We start from the raw sequence: 15832 nt of genomic DNA, 5'->3' as shown, positions 1-15832 counted from the left end.
GCACAAAGAAGAAGGAAACAATAAGTCATCGTTCCCCTCTTCGCCATTTTTCTAAAATTTCTGTTTGTTTCGAATTCAAAGTCTTACTAATTGTCAGTCTTTGATCAGGTATTTCACTAATTTGACTACTTATCATTTTTTTATTTTGAGTAACCGATCGATATAGTTCCATTGCAGGTATACGAAGTGCACCTTGTCCAAATATTTGCCATTGCTCAGTAAAGTCAGATGTCGCAACATAAATATGATGGTTAACATGACGAAGCTCAATTGCCAGTTTTTCAATTTTTTCATCAGCCGTCTGGTTTTTTCGAGTAAAAATCACTTCGACCTTTGAATTCTTGTCGACCTTTTCGATTCCATTTACAAAATGAGCATCAAATACAACAATTATAGACATCCCTGTGTATGCCTTATACTCAGCAAGCTGAGTAATTAGATAATCTCGTGATTTATCAAAGTCAATTTCTCGAAGTTTTCTAAGATTCGGCCAAGCTCCAATCATGTTATAACCATCTACAATAAGAATCTCTTTCTTTTTATGATCCAAGTGGATGTCTCTTACGATGTATTTCATACATTAATAAACTAGCCGCAACAGACGCATTTAAAGATGTAACTTTACCGACCATTGGTAACTTAATTAGGAAATCACATTTTTCCTTTAAGATCCTGCTCATGCCTTTACCTTCGCTACCAATAATTAAACCCAGAGAAATTTGGCCATCCATGTTTCGATAGTCATCAGCACCTTTTGCATCTGTACCAAAAATCCAAACTCCTCTTTCTTTTAATTCATCTACCGTTCTCGCTAAGTTCGTTACTCGAGCTACTGGAATGTATTCAATTGCTCCAGTAGAAGACTTAGCAACCGCTGATGTTAAACCTACCGCTCTTCTCTTTGGAATAATGATCCCATGAGCACCAACTGCATCTGCAGTTCTCATAATTGAGCCTAAATTATGAGGGTCTTCAATTTCATCAAGAATTAAGAAGAATGGCTGTTCATTTCGACTACTAGCAACTTCAAATAAATCATCAATTTCCACATATTCATATGCAGCTACTTGTGCTACTACACCTTGGTGGTTTCCTTTAACCATTCCATCTAATTTCTTGTTTGGTGCTGTTTGAACTATCACTTTGTTTTGGTTAGCTAATTCTAAAAGTTTATGGATTTGACCTTTATTTGCTCCTTCGCTAACCCAAATTTTATTTATATCACGACCTGAACGTATTGCTTCCATAACTGGATTACGTCCAATAATAAATTCTTCAGACATATTATGCTCCTTTATCATTCTCAATAAATTGAATCGCAAAATGTACAATTGTATTGAGTCTATCTTCATTTTTTAATAAATAATGGTATCCAATTAACGCTTCCATTGCGGTTGCGTACCGATATGTTTGTACATCAGTATTTTTTGGCACAGTTCCTGACTTTGCATTACGGCCCCTTTTAACGACCGCAACTTCTTCATCTGACAATATCTCAGTAAAAAGCATTTCTCTAATTACTTTAGCTTGTCCTTTCGCAGAAACAAATCTTGTTGCTGCTCGGTGAAGTTGATTAGGTCTCACTGTTCCTTTTTCAAGGAGGTGATGACGTACATAAATTTCATATACAGCATCACCTATATAAGCAAGTGCTAAACTGTTTAGTTGTTTAGCATCAACATTTTGGTTACTTTCAATCATGAAGTTATCCTCTTTTCCAGCGAATACCTTGCGGAGTATCTTCAATGATTATATTCATTTCTTTTAATTGATCACGAATTTGGTCCGCTAATGCAAAATCACGATTTTTACGTGCGTCGGTACGTTTTTGAATTAATGCTTCGATTTCATCATCTAACATTGCTTCTTCTTTAACTAGTGTAATGCCTAGTACATTTGATAATTCATCAAAAGTTGCTACTAATTGGTTTAATACATTCGTAGAAGTATGTGTCTCTAGTAAATATTGATTTGCCAATTTAGCTAATTGATATAAAACAGAAATCGCATTAGCTGTATTAAAATCATCATCCATTACTTTTGTGAAGACAGCTTTTTCATCTGCTATTTCTTTTAACCACTTATTGTCATCTTCAGTTAAGTTAGTACTACTTTCTAGACGGTGCTTACTATTTTGGTAAGCCGTTTTAATACGTTCAAAACCATTTCTAGCTTCTTGTAAAAGTTCATCGCTATAGTTAATTGGATGACGATAATGCACTGATAACATGAAGAAACGTAATAACATAGGATCAACAATTTTAATAATGTCATGGACTAATACAAAGTTACCCAATGATTTAGACATTTTTTCGTTGTCAATATTGATGTATCCATTATGCATCCAATAATTTGAAAAAGTTTTCCCGCTTAAAGCTTCTGACTGAGCAATTTCATTCTCATGGTGTGGGAATGATAAGTCTTGACCGCCTGCATGAATATCAATTGTGTCACCAAGGTATTTCTTTGCCATTGCTGAGCACTCAATATGCCATCCTGGTCTACCTTTCCCCCATGGACTTTCCCAGAATATTTCGCCTGGTTTTGCTGCTTTCCATAGAGCAAAATCTAGTGGGTCTTCTTTCTTTTCGCCAACTTCAATTCTTTCACCAATTCGAAGGTCTTCAATTGATTGGTGTGAAAGTTTACCGTAACCTTCAAATTCCTTTGTTTTGAAGTAAACATCACCTTCAGATTCATATGCATAACCTTTTTTTACTAGCTCATCGATAAACTCAATAATAATATCCATATTATCCATTACACGAGGATGATTCGTTGCTGTTTTGCAACCTAGCTCTTGAACATCTTCAAAATATGCATTAATAAAACGATCTGCTATAGTTGGGACATCTGAACCTAATTCATTTGCTGCTTTAATTAACTTATCATCAACATCAGTGAAATTTGAAACATAGTTTACTTCGTATCCACGATATTCAAAATAGCGTCTTACTGTATCAAAAACAATAGCAGGTCTTGCATTACCAATATGAATATAGTTATATACAGTAGGTCCACATACATACATTTTGACCTTGCCTTCTTCTATAGGCTTAAAATCTTCTTTATTTCTTGTTAAGGTATTATAAATTTGAATTGCCATAGTGTTACTTCCTTTCAGATATTCTCATTAAACTTCTTAGCTCTTCTAATTCCGCTTCTAGTTGTAGTAATCGATCTGCTACTGGGTCAGGTAGATCACAGTGATCAAATTGATTATTTACTCTAATTCCATCTTGAACAACTATCTTCCCAGGTATACCAACAACCGTAGTATTCTTTGGAACATCCTTTAGCACAACTGAATTTGCACCGATTTTTGCATTTTCTCCGATTGTGATTGATCCTAGAACTTTTGCTCCCGTAGCTACTAATACTCCACTCAATAAGGTCGGGTGTCGCTTACCTTTTTCCTTACCGGTTCCACCTAATGTTACTCCTTGATAAATCGTAACATCATCACCTATTTCACATGTTTCTCCAATTACAACTCCTGCACCATGATCGATAAAAAATCGTCTACCAATTTTCGCCCCTGGGTGAATCTCGATTCCTGTTAAAAAACGAGCAAACTGTGAAATACTCCTTGCAATAAAGTGCCATTTTTTCCGATAGAAATAATGAGCAAATCGATAAAGCCATAATGCATGTAAACCAGCATACGTAAGAATAACTTCTAAATAGCTAGTAGCGGCTGGATCGCGTTCAAATATCGTCGCTACATCTTCCTTCATGTACTTTAGCATCTTCATTTCCCCTTAAAGAATTTATTAAGAATTTGATTTTTTTCTCTATAAAAAATAAAAAGCGTCCCAGTGTACATAAAATACACAGAGACGCTTAATGCGCGGTTCCACTCTGTTTAGATAAAATAAATTTATCTCAACTCATGTAATGTAACGGTTTCCACCGCCTTAGCCTACTAAAACGTATTTTTCGGCTAAGGACTCAAGGGGGCACTTCAATGACTACTGTTAAAATCACTTTCACCAGTGTGATTCTCTCTGGGTAACGAGTAAGCATCTACTTTTCCCTATCAACATTTTACCTATATGAATATTACTTATATATATTACAAATTAATCAAAATGTTAACCAATTATTTGTTGTAAACGAGCAATAACTTTTTCTTTTCCTAATAAAGTCATCGCTGCTGGTAATTCAGGACCATGACATTGACCAGTTGTTGCCACACGAATTGGCATAAATAACTTTTTGCCTTTTTGTCCAGTTGACTTTTGAACTGATTTCATTGCAGCTTTAATTGAATCAACTGTAAATTCTTCAGAAGCATTAAGTTCTTCAACTAATGCTGAAAGTACTTCTTTCACTTGCTCTTCAGAAATAACAGCTTGCTCTTCTTCACCGAATGTTAATACATCTTTGAAGAATAAGCTTGATAATTCTACAATTTCAGCACCAAAGCTCATTTGGTCTTGATATAAAGCTACTAGATTTGTAACCCACAGATTTTCATCTGCAGTGCGTTCTTCATTTACAAAACCAGCTTTAATTAGATGTGGTAATGAAATTTCTACCACTTTTTCTAATGGTTGCTCTTTAATATATCGGTTGTTAATCCAAGTTAATTTTTGCTTATCAAACATAGCAGGAGCAGAACTTAAACGGCTAGGATCAAAAATCTTAATAAATTCATCCTTGCTGAAAATCTCTTCTTCACCAACTGGTGACCAACCAAGAAGAGCAATAAAGTTAAATAACGCTTCTGGTAAGTAACCAAGATTTTGATATTGTTCAATAAATTGTAATACAGATTCGTCACGTTTTGAAAGCTTTTTACGGTTTTCGTTCACAATTACTGCCATATGACCAAAACCTGGAGCATCCCAATTTAATGCACGATATACCATTATTTGTTTAGGTGTATTAGAAATATGCTCTTCACCGCGAAGTACGTGACTAATCTTCATTAATGCATCGTCAACTACTACAGCGTAGTTATAAGTAGCGATTCCGTTCTTTTTAACAAGAACCCAGTCGCCGATATCTTTTGATTCAAATTTAATATTTCCACGAACGATATCTTCCCACTCATACGTATCGTTTGCTGGTACTGCAAAACGAATAGTGTGCTCTGCACCTGCTGCTTCTTTTACAGCTCTTTCTTCAGCTGTTAAGTGACGGCATTTTCCGCTATAACGTGTAGTTGGATGACCAGCAGCTAATTGTGCTTCACGTTCCGCTGCAAGCTCTTCCTCTGTACAATAGCACTTGTATGCATGACCATTCTCAATTAATTCATTAGCATATTGTTTGTATAAGTCTAGTCTTTCTAGCTGGCGATAAGGACCGTACTCGCCACCTTTATCTGGACCTTCATCCCAATCAATACCTAACCAGTGTAAATATTTCGCTTGGCTTTCTTCGCCACCTTCAACATTACGTTCAATATCAGTATCTTCAATACGTAATACCATATCACCGTTAAAATGCTTAGCAAATAAATATACGTATAATGCTGTACGTGCATTTCCAATATGTAAATGACCTGTCGGACTAGGTGCATAACGAACTCTTACTCTATTTGACATTTATAGACACTCTCCACTAATTAATTAATATACTTTATTAGTTTAAGCCTTCTTTTGTAACAATACAACCGCTTGGGATGCAATTCCTTCTTTTCTTCCTGTAAAACCTAATTTTTCAGTTGTTGTTGCTTTAACATTAATACAATCAGATGTCGTTTCAAGCAGTTCGGCAATTCGCTCTCTCATTAATTGGATATATGGTGCCATTTTAGGCGTTTGAGCAATAATCGTACAATCTGCGTTAACTACCTCATAGCCTTTATCCTTAACAATATGAAATACGTGTTGAAGTAGTTTTGCTGAATCAGCATCTTTAAAAGCTGGATCTGTATCCGGGAAATGTCTACCTATATCTCCTTCACCAATAGCCCCTAGCAATGCATCCGATATTGTATGAAGAAGAACATCGGCATCAGAATGACCTAATAAACCTAACTCGTACGGGATCTCAATTCCACCAATAATTAATGGGCGATTTTCTGCAAAAGCGTGAACATCAAACCCTTGTCCAATTCTAAACATGTAAACACCTTCTAACCTCTATATTGTTCATAGATTGTTTCTGCAAAAAACAAATCTTCTTTAGTTGTTACTTTAATATTGTTATAATCTCCATTTACTACAAAAACTTTACTTCCGTTCCATTCAACTAAGCTAGCATCATCAGTTCCTAAATAACCATTTTCAATTGCTTTTTGATGCGCTTCTATTAAGCATTTGTATGTAAAAGCTTGGGGAGTTTGTACTCCCCAAAGTGTAGAACGATCGATTGTTTCAACGACTTCTTGATCAATAACTTTCTTTATTGTATCTTTCATCGGAACTGCACAGATGACTGCCTCATGTTCATTCATCTTTTCAAGAATCCGCTCAATCACTGCATTTGTTACAAAAGGTCTCGCCCCGTCATGTACTAAAATAAAACTTTCAGTATCCTTAATTGAAACTAAACCATTATAAACACTTTCTTGCCTCTCTGCTCCACCTTTTACATAGGTTATTTTATTTTGAATAAAGCTTGGCAAATTTAAAGTTTCAAAGAACTCTTTTTCAGATTCTTTAATTGGTAAGATAATCTCATTACAGCGATGATCTTCGCCAAATACTTTTAAGGTTAATTCAATAATTGGCGAGCTAATTATTTTTAGAAATAATTTATTATAGCCTGCACCCATTCGAGAGCCAGAACCCGCTGCTGGAATGATGACCTTATATTGCATTTTACGTATACCCCTCTAACTTACTTTACTTTTGCAAAAATCATGCGACCAGCAGAAGTTTGTAGTACGCTCGTAACGACTGTCTCTACTCGTTTACCAATTGATTCTTTACCGTCTTCTACAACGATCATTGTACCATCGTCTAAATATGCAACACCTTGTAATTTTTCTTTACCTTCTTTTACTACAAAAGCAGTTAATACTTCCCCTGGTAATACTACTGGTTTAATTGCATTTGCTAGATCGTTAATATTCCAAACTTTAATTTGCTGAAGTTCACTTACTTTATTTAAATTAAAGTCATTTGTCACTAAAATACCATTTTTTAATTTAGTAAGCTTTACTAATTTGGCATCTACTTCAGGAACATCTTCAAAATCACCTTCGTAGATTTCAACTTTCATAGCTAGCTCTTTTTGGATTCTATTTAGAATATCTAATCCTCTTCGCCCTCTATTTCGTTTTAACGTATCTGAGGAATCAGCTATATATTGTAACTCTGCTAATACAAATTGTGGAATCACAATTGTTCCTTCTATGAATCCAGTTTGGCATATATCAGCAATACGACCATCAATGATTACACTAGTGTCTAAAATTTTAACTGGAATATCGAATGCTGCATCTTGCTCTTCAGCAACCTTTTTCTTGGCCTTAGAAGATAAAGTAAATAAACTCAATAATTCTTCTCTTTTTTTAATCCCAACTTGAAAACCTAAATATCCTAATAAAATCGTAACAACTATTTGAATAATTGATGAAACATACTGTAATCTAATTGAGTCAATTGGCAATGAAATAAGAAATGCCAGAATAAGTCCAAAAACAAGTCCTAAACTACCAAACAAAATCATTGAAATAGGAGCCTTTAATAATTTCTCCTCAATATACTTAATAAACGTTACTGTTGGATCAACTAACCAAAGCGATAAAATAAAAAAGATCACTGCTCCACTTAAAGCTTGCACATAAGAATTATGCAAAATATTAGGTAACTCAGTTTTTAAGAGTTTATCTAATAGTGGAAAAAGTACTAAACCTAAAGTACTTCCGACAAAAATATAAATAACTTGAACGATCCTCTTTATCAATTCGCCACCTCCTTTAAATAAATAATAACTCTATCTTAGACGAAATAACTTAGTTATGTCTATTGATATACAGTTGCTCCTGAATTCGTTTTAATCCTTCTTTGATTTTTTTTGCACGAATTTCACCAATTCCATCAACATCATCCAACTCAGCAAGAGTAGCTTTGTAGATCCCTTTAAGGTGCTTAAATCGCTGTGTTAAATTTTCAATCACTAGCGGCGGCAGTCTAGAAATTTTCATCAACATACGATACCCTCTAGGCTCTACCATTTCCTCAAGATTTGTGTTATTCGGATAACCTAGTAATTTAATAATGGCATGATCCTCTAACAATTCTTCGTTTGCCAGTTCTTGGAGCTTTTGCAAAATACTTTTAGGATCTTGTTCCTTACTATAATGATAATCCTTTATTAAAAGTAATGCCTCCTCCTCAAGGTCCGAAATGATCTCAATTAACTGTAATTCAATCAGTCTTCCTTCATCACCAAGCTCAATTACATAATTATTAATTTCATTTTTAATTCGAAGAACCATTTCAACACTATGTAAAACATTTACAACTTCAAATAATGTCACTAGCTCTTCAAATTCTAAAATACTAAGTGAGGTAATTCCTTGATTCCATACAATTTTATATTTTTCAAGAGTCTGAATCGCCTGATTAGCTTTTGTTAAAATTACACCAATATCTCGCAGTGTATAGCGCAAATTACCTTTATATAAGGTAATAACATTACGTCTTTGCGAAATAGCAATTACTAAGTTTCCAGTCTGTCTTGATACTCGTTCTGCAGTTCGATGACGCATACCAGTTTCTTTTGTAAAGATTGATTGATCTGGTATCAATTGTGCATTTGCTAACAGGATTTTTGACCCTGTTTCATTTAAAATGAGCGCTCCATCCATTTTTGCTAATTCATATAAGCTAGCTGGAGAGAAAGGGTCATTAATATGAAAACCACCGTCGACCATTTCTTTTGTTTCATCATTAAAGCCAAGTACAATTAGTCCACCAGTCTGTGCTCTAAGTACATTATCAATGCCATCACGCAATGGTGTACCTGGAGCGATCATTTCTAAAACTGGCAACATTGATTTAGCTTTTTGTTTTTGATCCTCCATCTCTACCCTCCTAACACGTATTTTAATGCTTCATGTACTGTATTAATACCTATTATTTCCATTCCTTCGGGAAAACTCCATCCTCCAATATTTTTTGATGGAATTATTGCTCTTTTAAATCCAAGTTTAGCTGCTTCTTGTACTCTTTGCTCTATTCTAGATACCCTGCGAACTTCTCCTGTTAAACCGATCTCACCAATTACTACATCTGTTGGATTAGTAGGTTTATCTTGAAAGCTTGATGCTATACTTACCGCAACAGCTAAGTCTACAGCTGGCTCATCTAACTTCAGTCCTCCGGCAACCTTTAAATAAGCATCTTGATTTTGTAATAAAAGGCCCATTCTCTTTTCTAATACAGCCATAATTAACGATACTCTATTATGATCTATACCAGTTGCCATTCGTCTTGCATTTCCAAAGCTCGTTGGAGAGACAAGTGCTTGTAGTTCAACTAATACAGGTCTAGTACCTTCCATAGAAGCAACAACAGTTGAACCTGCTACTCCAAAAGGTCTCTCTTCTAAAAATATTTCCGATGGATTCAGTACTTCCACTAATCCTAACTCTTTCATCTCAAAAATACCAGTTTCATTAGTAGATCCAAAACGATTTTTAACTGCCCTTAATATTCGATATGTATGATGTCGTTCACCCTCAAAATATAATACTGCATCTACCATATGTTCCAGTAAACGTGGGCCTGCAATTGATCCTTCTTTTGTTACATGTCCTACTATAAAGATCGGGATCCCTTTAGTTTTCGCGAATTTCATTAATTCTGAAGTACACTCTCGTACTTGTGATACACTACCAGGAGCAGATGTTACTTCTTGTAAATAGATTGTTTGAATCGAATCAATTACAACAAAATCAGGAGCCATCTCATCCATATATCGAGCAATATGAGACAAATCTGTCTCGGATAAGACATATAAGTTTTGTGTAGCGACACCTAGTCGTTCTGCTCTTAATTTTATTTGCTTCTGAGATTCTTCACCTGAAACATATAAAACTTTATGGTCCTTTTTAGCCAATTGTGAGGAAACCTGTAATAGCATTGTCGACTTACCAATTCCCGGGTCACCACCAATTAATACTAATGAACCTAAAACGATACCTCCACCTAAAACCCGATTAAACTCATCAAATGAGGTTTCGATACGAGTTTCAGTGCCTATTTCAACTTCCATGATTGAAATTGGTTTCGTTCCTTCTACTGTAGCATTTGTATTAAATGTTAGCCTTCTTGAACTAGCAGGCTGTTCTATAAACTCAACCATTGTATTCCACTCGTTACATGCAGGACACTTTCCAATCCACTTAACCGATTCATATCCACAAGATTGACAAACGAATTTAGTTTTACTTTTTTTAGCCATATGTATAGTACCTCTTTTGTTACTATGATTTTCTATATTAATAGAGTATGTATTCTAAGTCTATCCTAACGCTTTTTTGATATAAGAAAAAGGGCTTCACGCCCTTTTTCACAAATTAGATAACTTTACAATTAATTTGTTCAATTATCCTTCATAAAAGGTATGAACTTTGTAATTGCTTATTGATTTACAGTTTCAGCCGCTGATCTAATCAAATATTCATTATCCTTTACATCAAGAATAACTTTTCGGCCTTTTTCAACATTACCTTTTAATAATTCTTCGGATAAACGATCCTCTACTTGTTTTTGAATTGCTCTTCTTAATGGACGAGCTCCGTATTCAGCATCGAATCCTTCATCTGAAATTTTATCAATTGCTGCATCTGATAATTCTAGTTCAATTTCTTGTTCTTTTAAACGCTTCGTTAAGCTATTAACCATTAAGTGAACAATTTCTTTAATATGTTTCTTCTCTAATGAATGGAAGACGATTGTTTCATCGATACGGTTTAGGAATTCAGGACGGAATGCTTTTTTCAGTTCCTCTAATACTTTTCCTTTCATATCTTTGTAATCTTTTTCTCCATCGTTAATATTGAATCCAACATATTTATTTGTTTTTAAAGCACTTGCTCCGACGTTTGATGTCATAATAACAAGTGTATTTCTAAAGTCAACTGTGCGACCTTTTGAATCGGTTAATCGACCGTCTTCTAATACTTGAAGTAGGATATTAAATACGTCTGGGTGAGCTTTCTCAATTTCATCTAATAGAATTACTGAGTAAGGTTTACGTCTAACTTTCTCAGTTAATTGACCACCTTCATCATAACCTACATATCCTGGAGGTGCTCCTACTAAACGAGATGTTGCGTGTTTTTCCATATACTCTGACATATCAATACGAATCATCGCATCTTCATCGCCGAAAATTGTTTCAGCTAATGCTCTAGCCAACTCTGTTTTACCTACCCCTGTAGGACCTAAGAAAATAAATGAACCAATTGGGCGTTTTGGATCTTTTAATCCAGCTCTTGCACGTCTTACAGCTTTAGAAACTGCTACTACTGCTTCTTCTTGACCAATTACTCGTTTATGAAGAACGCTTTCCATATTTAACAGTTTATCTGCCTCTGTTTGAGCAAGTTTTGTAACTGGAATATTCGTCCAAGATGATACAACATTCGCTATATCCTCTACAGTTACTTCGGAATTTTCTTTACCTTGTTTCTCTTTCCATTGACGTTTCGTATCTTCTAATTGTTCACGTAATCTTTGTTCTGAATCTCTTAATGATGCTGCTTTTTCAAATTCTTGACTTTGAACAGCTGCATCTTTCTCTTTACGAACTTCCTCTAATTTTAATTCTAATTCTTTTAAATTTGGCGGTGTTGTAAAGCTACGTAGTCGTACTTTAGAACCAGCCTCATCAATAACATCAATTGCTTTATCCGGTAAGAAACGGTCTGTAATGTATCGATCAGATAGTTTTACAGCTTCAATAATTGACTGATCAGAAATTGATACTCTATGATGTGCCTCATAACGGTCACGTAAGCCTTGAAGAATTTGAATTGACTCCTCTACACTCGGCTGATCAACTTGAATTGGTTGGAAACGACGCTCTAACGCAGCATCTTTTTCGATATATTTACGGTATTCATCAATTGTTGTTGCACCGATGCATTGTAGTTCACCACGTGCTAATGATGGCTTTAAGATGTTAGATGCATCAATTGCACCTTCCGCTCCACCTGCACCAATTAATGTATGAAGTTCATCAATGAAAAGAATAATATTACCAGCTTGACGAATTTCGTCCATTACTTTTTTCAGACGATCTTCAAATTCACCACGGTACTTAGTTCCAGCTACGACAGTACCCATATCAAGTGTCATAACTCGTTTATCTCTTAAAATTTCTGGTACTTCATTATTTACAATTTGTTGAGCTAAACCTTCTGCAATAGCTGTTTTACCAACACCAGGCTCACCAATTAATACTGGATTATTCTTAGTGCGTCGGCTTAACACTTCAATTACTCGCTGAATTTCTTTACCACGCCCGATTACAGGATCTAAGCGACCCTCTCTAGCTGATACTGTTAAATCACGAGCTAAGCTGTCTAATGTCGGTGTGTTTGCTTGATTAGCAGATCCATTTTGATGATTAGACGAGCTTTCATTACTGCCTAATAATTGAAGAACTTGTTGACGAGCTTTATTTAAGCTAACACCAAGATTATTTAATACTCTTGCTGCTACGCCTTCTCCTTCTCGAATTAATCCTAAAAGGATATGCTCTGTTCCTACATATGAATGACCTAATTTACGAGCCTCATCCATTGATAATTCAATCACTTTTTTAGCTCTAGGAGTGTAGTGTACAGTTTGAGCAACTCCTTGGCCACGTCCTATTAATGTTTCCACTTCTTGTTGTACTTTCTCTGGGCTTAATCCAAGTGCAAGTAATGCCTTAGCAGCAATCCCTTCTCCCTCTCGAACAAGTCCTAGTAAAATATGTTCTGTACCTATATTTGAGTGTCCAATTCGGATTGCCTCTTCTTGAGAAAGAGCTAATACTTTTTGAGCACGTTCTGTAAATCGACCAAACATCATAATTGGTTCCTCCCATATAATTAGTTATTTTTGTTAGATAGTCTTTCGCGTATTAGTGAAGCTCTTTTAATATCCCTTTCTTCGGGAGTAAGCTGATCACCGACATACTGTTGTAAGATACCTGGTTGGGTTAATATCATTAATTCATGTAAAAAGTTTTTAGATAACCCATCAATTAAACCTAGATCAATCCCTAATTGTACATCCGATAAACACTTAGCACTTTCCTTTGTTTCTATTATTCTTCCGTATTTCAATGTACCTAAAGAACGAAAGACTCGATCTTCTAAAAGAATTAAAGAAGTTCTTGCAAGTGCATCTCTTGCTGATTTCTCGTGTTTAATCAGTTGTTGAACAATTGTCGTTAAATCTTCTATTATTTCTTCTTCCGATTTCCCTAATGTTATTTGATTCGAAATCTGAAAGATATTACCTAATGCTTCGCTACCTTCACCATAAATTCCTCTTACTACTAAACCAAGTTGATTAATAGTAGGGATTAAACGGTTAAATTGTTTCGTGATGACTAGTGCTGGTAGATGCATCATCACTGAGGCCCTTAATCCGGTACCAACGTTAGTAGGACAACTAGTTAAATAACCAATTGTTTCATCAAAAGCATATTCAAGCTGACTCTCTATATAATTATCAATATGATTCGCTTGAGTAAGTGCCTCTCTAAGTTGTAAACCTGGAAATAGAGCTTGAATTCTTAAATGATCTTCTTCATTGATCATAATGCTAATTTGTTCATCCTGAGATAGTATACATGCTCCATGTACCGACTCTTGAACTAAATTAGGACTTATTAAGTGTTTTTCAATTAATACTCTTTTTTCTACTGGTTCTAACTTATTAATTTCAATATATTCAAAAGGTCCGTTTGGTAAAGCTGTACTACCTTCAAAATAATGTTTAACTAAATGACAAATTTCTTTAGCCTTGTCTTGACTAAGTAAAGTTGGATACAAATATGCACTGAAATTTCTAGCTAACCTAATACGACTACTTAAAACGATATCATCATCTGGGCCTTCTTGTTTCATCCATGGACTGATGGCCTCATTAATAATTCGATTAATAGACATGTAACTTACTCCACCTCCTTTTGAAGGGCTTGTAAATCTTTTTCAATTTCACGAATTTCATCCCGAATCTTAATTGCTTGCTCAAAATCTTCGTTATCAATAAAATTTTTCATTTGAGATTTCAAGTCTTGTAACTTCCTTTTCAAGGAGATTGCCCCATTAATCTTTTGAGGGATTTTCCCTGTATGCGATACATTACCGCTATGAATTCTTTTAACAATTGGTTTCATCTGATCCATAAATGTTTCATAACAAGTAGAACAACCTAACCGTCCAATTTTAGTAAACTTTTGAAAAGTCATCTTACATCTAGGACATTCAATTTGGGAATCTTGATGAAATTTATTTTTCTTCATTTCATAAATACCAGTATTACCTTTAAACAATCCAGCTAACAAATCATTTACAGAATAACCACCTATTTCAGAAAAAATATGTTTATTGTTCGATTCATTTGCGCATTTCTCACATAAGTGAATATCTGTTTTCTCACCATTAATAATTTTAGAATAGTGTAATGTTGCCGGACGTTCTTGACATTCTTGACAAATCATTATGGGCAACCTCCATATTCTATTTATACTTTAAGCTTCTTAGCATTGCCTTGAACATTCTTGCTCTTAACTCGTCTCTATAAGGTAAATTAACCATTATTACTGAACGATCTAATACACTTAACATCATTTTTGCTTCTCGCCCAGTAATTACATTTTTTTCAAGTAGTAGACGAATATAGTCCTCTGAGCTAGACTGTGCAATATTATTAGTAAAGCTACTTAATATTTGATCTATCACGCTCGCTTTATCATGAAATTGTACTTTAATAATTCGAATATACCCGCCGCCGCCGCGTTTACTTTCTACTACATATCCTCTTTCTAATGTGAATCTAGTATTTATTACATAATTTATTTGAGAAGGTACACAATCAAATTTATTCGCTATTTCACTTCTTTTTATCTCGACATAATCTTTATCGGATATGTCAAAGTAGTGCATTAGATATTGTTCAATAATATCTGATATATTCTTCATCTATTTACCACCTTTACTGACTTTGACTATCTTTGACTATTATTATATTCCTTTCATGAAAAATTTCAACTATTATCTCTTTACCATTTTTTCCAAACGATACAGCTCTTAATCTTTTTTATACATTAAGAATTGTATAAATTGGTAGCCTAGAAGAAAAATTGACGTATTTTTCAATATTGGATATTAAATATAAGTGCTATATCCTCTCTGTCATTACCTAAAGGCTCGCCAATTGGCGATTTTTCTTTATCAGTATATATATATATATGTTATACAATTCTTTTAAGAAGCTTTTTTTCCTTTTTACTTTTATTAAAAAAATTATTATTTTGATCAATCTCGTTTGATCATTTGAGCATTTTTAGATAACAAAAAAAACATCAGCCTAATTGCTGATGTTTTTGGTTACCAGGCGACGTTCTACTCTCACAGGGGGAAACCCCCAACTACCATCGACGCTGAAGAGCTTAACTGCCGTGTTCGGTATGGGAACGGGTGTGACCTCTTCGCAATAATCACCTGATTTGTATTGAGTTGTACTTCGTACCCTCAAAACTAGATAATGTCATTATCAAACTTGTTAGTTAAGTCCTCGACCGATTAGTATCAGTCAGCTCCACGTGTCACCACGCTTCCACCTCTGACCTATCAACCTGATCGTCTCTCAGGGGTCTTACTAGCTTAACGCTATGGGAAATCTCATCTTGAGGGGGG

At 34.8% G+C, this 15832-nt stretch carries 15 protein-coding genes, 2 rRNA genes and 1 other annotated feature; all 17 genes read right to left on the bottom strand.

Annotation, left to right across the window (positions count from 1 at the left end; genetic code table 11):
* Positions 1-25 precede the first annotated feature (25 nt).
* A complete protein-coding gene (locus BM319_RS23325) occupies positions 26-505 on the bottom strand; it encodes an NYN domain-containing protein (protein ID WP_254664585.1) in 480 nt (159 codons plus the stop codon).
* A gap of 34 nt (positions 506-539) precedes the next feature.
* Complete coding sequence (gene rlmB / locus BM319_RS23320; RefSeq protein ID WP_069033601.1) at positions 540-1283, bottom strand: 23S rRNA (guanosine(2251)-2'-O)-methyltransferase RlmB; 744 nt, start codon at positions 1281-1283, stop codon at positions 540-542.
* Between the two features lies 1 nt (position 1284).
* Positions 1285-1701, bottom strand: a complete 417-nt coding sequence (locus tag BM319_RS23315) for a Mini-ribonuclease 3 (RefSeq protein WP_091024916.1) — start codon at positions 1699-1701, stop codon at positions 1285-1287.
* Between the two features lie 4 nt (positions 1702-1705).
* On the bottom strand, positions 1706-3106 hold the full coding sequence (cysS, locus tag BM319_RS23310) for a cysteine--tRNA ligase (RefSeq protein ID WP_069033599.1): 1401 nt from the start codon (positions 3104-3106) through the stop codon (positions 1706-1708).
* Between the two features lie 4 nt (positions 3107-3110).
* Positions 3111-3749, bottom strand: a complete 639-nt coding sequence (gene cysE, locus BM319_RS23305) for a serine O-acetyltransferase (protein ID WP_069033598.1) — start codon at positions 3747-3749, stop codon at positions 3111-3113.
* Between the two features lie 83 nt (positions 3750-3832).
* Positions 3833-4052, bottom strand: a binding site (T-box leader).
* Positions 4053-4094: 42 nt separating this feature from the next.
* Positions 4095-5555 carry a glutamate--tRNA ligase gene (gene gltX, locus BM319_RS23300; protein WP_069033597.1) on the bottom strand — a complete coding sequence of 487 codons (1461 nt, stop codon included), beginning with the start codon at positions 5553-5555 and terminating at the stop codon, positions 4095-4097.
* A gap of 42 nt (positions 5556-5597) precedes the next feature.
* Positions 5598-6077 (bottom strand): 2-C-methyl-D-erythritol 2,4-cyclodiphosphate synthase, encoded by a 480-nt coding sequence (gene ispF, locus BM319_RS23295; RefSeq protein WP_091024914.1) that lies wholly within the window; start codon positions 6075-6077, stop codon positions 5598-5600.
* A gap of 11 nt (positions 6078-6088) precedes the next feature.
* Positions 6089-6775 carry a 2-C-methyl-D-erythritol 4-phosphate cytidylyltransferase gene (ispD, locus tag BM319_RS23290; RefSeq protein WP_069033595.1) on the bottom strand — a complete coding sequence of 229 codons (687 nt, stop codon included), beginning with the start codon at positions 6773-6775 and terminating at the stop codon, positions 6089-6091.
* A gap of 20 nt (positions 6776-6795) precedes the next feature.
* Entirely contained in the window at positions 6796-7866 is a 1071-nt protein-coding gene (locus tag BM319_RS23285; protein ID WP_069033594.1) for a PIN/TRAM domain-containing protein, read from the bottom strand.
* A gap of 49 nt (positions 7867-7915) precedes the next feature.
* Positions 7916-8989, bottom strand: a complete 1074-nt coding sequence (gene disA / locus BM319_RS23280; protein WP_069033593.1) for a DNA integrity scanning diadenylate cyclase DisA — start codon at positions 8987-8989, stop codon at positions 7916-7918.
* A gap of 2 nt (positions 8990-8991) precedes the next feature.
* A complete protein-coding gene (radA, locus tag BM319_RS23275) occupies positions 8992-10371 on the bottom strand; it encodes a DNA repair protein RadA (protein WP_069033592.1) in 1380 nt (459 codons plus the stop codon).
* A gap of 179 nt (positions 10372-10550) precedes the next feature.
* Entirely contained in the window at positions 10551-12992 is a 2442-nt protein-coding gene (gene clpC / locus BM319_RS23270) for an ATP-dependent protease ATP-binding subunit ClpC (RefSeq protein WP_069033591.1), read from the bottom strand.
* A 20-nt stretch (positions 12993-13012) separates the two neighbouring features.
* The gene (gene mcsB / locus BM319_RS23265; protein ID WP_069033590.1) at positions 13013-14080 is read right to left on the bottom strand and encodes a protein-arginine kinase McsB; all 1068 of its coding nucleotides are present in this window, start codon (positions 14078-14080) and stop codon (positions 13013-13015) included.
* Between the two features lie 5 nt (positions 14081-14085).
* Entirely contained in the window at positions 14086-14634 is a 549-nt protein-coding gene (gene mcsA / locus BM319_RS23260) for a protein-arginine kinase activator protein McsA (RefSeq protein WP_069033589.1), read from the bottom strand.
* A 19-nt stretch (positions 14635-14653) separates the two neighbouring features.
* The gene (locus BM319_RS23255; RefSeq protein ID WP_069033588.1) at positions 14654-15115 is read right to left on the bottom strand and encodes a CtsR family transcriptional regulator; all 462 of its coding nucleotides are present in this window, start codon (positions 15113-15115) and stop codon (positions 14654-14656) included.
* Positions 15116-15525: 410 nt separating this feature from the next.
* A 5S ribosomal RNA gene (gene rrf, locus BM319_RS23250) occupies positions 15526-15641 on the bottom strand.
* 57 nt (positions 15642-15698) lie between these two features.
* Positions 15699-15832, bottom strand: a 23S ribosomal RNA gene (locus BM319_RS23245); the annotation flags it as partial.

Source organism: Bacillus sp. UNCCL81 (assembly GCF_900112535.1).
In the GTDB taxonomy this organism is placed as follows: Bacteria; Bacillota; Bacilli; order Bacillales; family Bacillaceae_G; genus Gottfriedia; species Gottfriedia luciferensis_B.
The sequence above is the reverse complement of the archived record's forward strand: the minus strand, read 5'-3'. Positions and strand labels throughout refer to the sequence as shown.

Coding starts and splice junctions, on each gene's coding strand:
- BM319_RS23325 (WP_254664585.1), bottom strand. CDS start 505: ATGATTGGAGCTTGGCCGAATCTTAGAAAACTTCGAGAAATTGACTTT.
- rlmB (WP_069033601.1), bottom strand. CDS start 1,283: ATGTCTGAAGAATTTATTATTGGACGTAATCCAGTTATGGAAGCAATA.
- BM319_RS23315 (WP_091024916.1), bottom strand. CDS start 1,701: ATGATTGAAAGTAACCAAAATGTTGATGCTAAACAACTAAACAGTTTA.
- cysS (WP_069033599.1), bottom strand. CDS start 3,106: ATGGCAATTCAAATTTATAATACCTTAACAAGAAATAAAGAAGATTTT.
- cysE (WP_069033598.1), bottom strand. CDS start 3,749: ATGCTAAAGTACATGAAGGAAGATGTAGCGACGATATTTGAACGCGAT.
- gltX (WP_069033597.1), bottom strand. CDS start 5,555: ATGTCAAATAGAGTAAGAGTTCGTTATGCACCTAGTCCGACAGGTCAT.
- ispF (WP_091024914.1), bottom strand. CDS start 6,077: ATGTTTAGAATTGGACAAGGGTTTGATGTTCACGCTTTTGCAGAAAAT.
- ispD (WP_069033595.1), bottom strand. CDS start 6,775: ATGCAATATAAGGTCATCATTCCAGCAGCGGGTTCTGGCTCTCGAATG.
- disA (WP_069033593.1), bottom strand. CDS start 8,989: ATGGAGGATCAAAAACAAAAAGCTAAATCAATGTTGCCAGTTTTAGAA.
- radA (WP_069033592.1), bottom strand. CDS start 10,371: ATGGCTAAAAAAAGTAAAACTAAATTCGTTTGTCAATCTTGTGGATAT.
- clpC (WP_069033591.1), bottom strand. CDS start 12,992: ATGATGTTTGGTCGATTTACAGAACGTGCTCAAAAAGTATTAGCTCTT.
- mcsB (WP_069033590.1), bottom strand. CDS start 14,080: ATGTCTATTAATCGAATTATTAATGAGGCCATCAGTCCATGGATGAAA.
- mcsA (WP_069033589.1), bottom strand. CDS start 14,634: ATGATTTGTCAAGAATGTCAAGAACGTCCGGCAACATTACACTATTCT.
- BM319_RS23255 (WP_069033588.1), bottom strand. CDS start 15,115: ATGAAGAATATATCAGATATTATTGAACAATATCTAATGCACTACTTT.